Source organism: Nonomuraea sp. NPDC003804, from assembly GCF_040610675.1.
In the GTDB taxonomy this organism is placed as follows: domain Bacteria; phylum Actinomycetota; class Actinomycetes; order Streptosporangiales; family Streptosporangiaceae; genus Nonomuraea.
In genome coordinates, this window is the sequence record NZ_JBEXMT010000117.1 from 1 (window position 1) to 1,250 (window position 1,250).

Annotated in this window: 2 protein-coding genes; both read left to right on the plus strand. The window is 59.8% G+C overall.

Going from position 1 to position 1,250, the window contains the following annotated elements; all coding sequences use genetic code 11:
• Positions 1–208 (plus strand): hypothetical protein (locus ABZX22_RS45185; RefSeq protein ID WP_354923539.1); only part of this gene is annotated, 208 nt, incomplete at its 5' end.
• Positions 209–210: 2 nt separating this feature from the next.
• Positions 211–1,250 (plus strand): hypothetical protein (locus ABZX22_RS45190; RefSeq protein WP_354923542.1); only part of this gene is annotated, 1,040 nt, incomplete at its 3' end.

Consider the following 1,250-nt stretch of genomic DNA (forward strand, 5'->3'; position numbering starts at 1 on the left):
GGCCGCGTGCGTGGCCCTTTGCTTTGGGGCATTGGTCGTCAACAAAGTGAAAGGAACACGCCCTTCGCCGGCGGCGATCCAACTCGCGCCCTCGTTGTCGTTGAACGAGTGCAAAAAGAAATGGACGAGCGGCACCATCACGCCTCAGGAAATCGTGGCGTGTCAGGCGCTATCTCAAACCAACAACAACAACAACGGGAGGCACTGAGCATGTTGCTATCGCTGATGGATTGGACGGTCGGTATTGGCCGCAAGCTGTTCAAGAAGGACGATCAAGCGTCGAGCACGCTGGAGCAAATCATTCTGGACGGCAATGACCGCTACGAAAACTTGGTCGGGCGCTTTGACGTGAGCGACCGCGTGAAGAGCCGCGTGCTGGACGTTCCCCCAGAGGATGTAGATATGGCGGTCCAAGCGGGCGCGGTTTTCGACGAGAAAGAGATGGCACTGGTTGTGCCCGAAGAACTGGATCTGGACCAGTTCCATCCGTGGTGGCCGAAGGTTCCGGAGGATCTGCGCAACACCCAGGCCCGCATGATCATCACCAAGGAAGGACGTCGTGCCGAAGGCTTCGTGCTGGGGGACGACATGGCGCTGGGCGGCGACAGCACTGCAACCTCGCTGATGTATCTGGCCTTCCCGCTGATTGGTGCGGTTCAATACTTCTTGGGCTCGCTCATTGGCGTTTTTAGTTACGTGGTGCTGCTGGCTGCCATTCCTTACTTTGTTGCGTTGAAGCAAGCGGAAGGGATGAAGGAAGCCTTCAAGGGCCTGGCCCTGATGGTGCTGCCCGTGCTGATTGCAACCGCTTCGGCGGCGTTGTCGTCCGCGCTCCACGTGGACGCGGCCAGCATGGGGCAAGCAGCGGTTGACCCGATGAACACGGGAGCGGGGATGATGGCGGTCGCTGCGGGCTTTGCCAAAATGGCGGGCATCGTTCTTCTGATCTTGACCATTCCTGGCCTGCTGTTGTTTGCGGCCTTCCTGAGTGCGGCCTCGCATCCCCACCGGGGCGTGCTGGGGGGGACCGCCGAGCGCTTCATTCAGATGATGAAGTGGATGGTGGTGATCTTGGCCCGTGTTGGGGTTGGCTCCCTTCTCCCGGACGGAATAGGCGTGGCCGTGGCGTTTGTGATCGCGGCCATGTATGCCCTGCAGTTCACGGAAGGCAACTTCGTTCAAACGGCCGCTCGCCTCTATCTGCAGAACTTGGACAACAACCTGGCGACCCAGGGGGCCCTGTCCAAGTC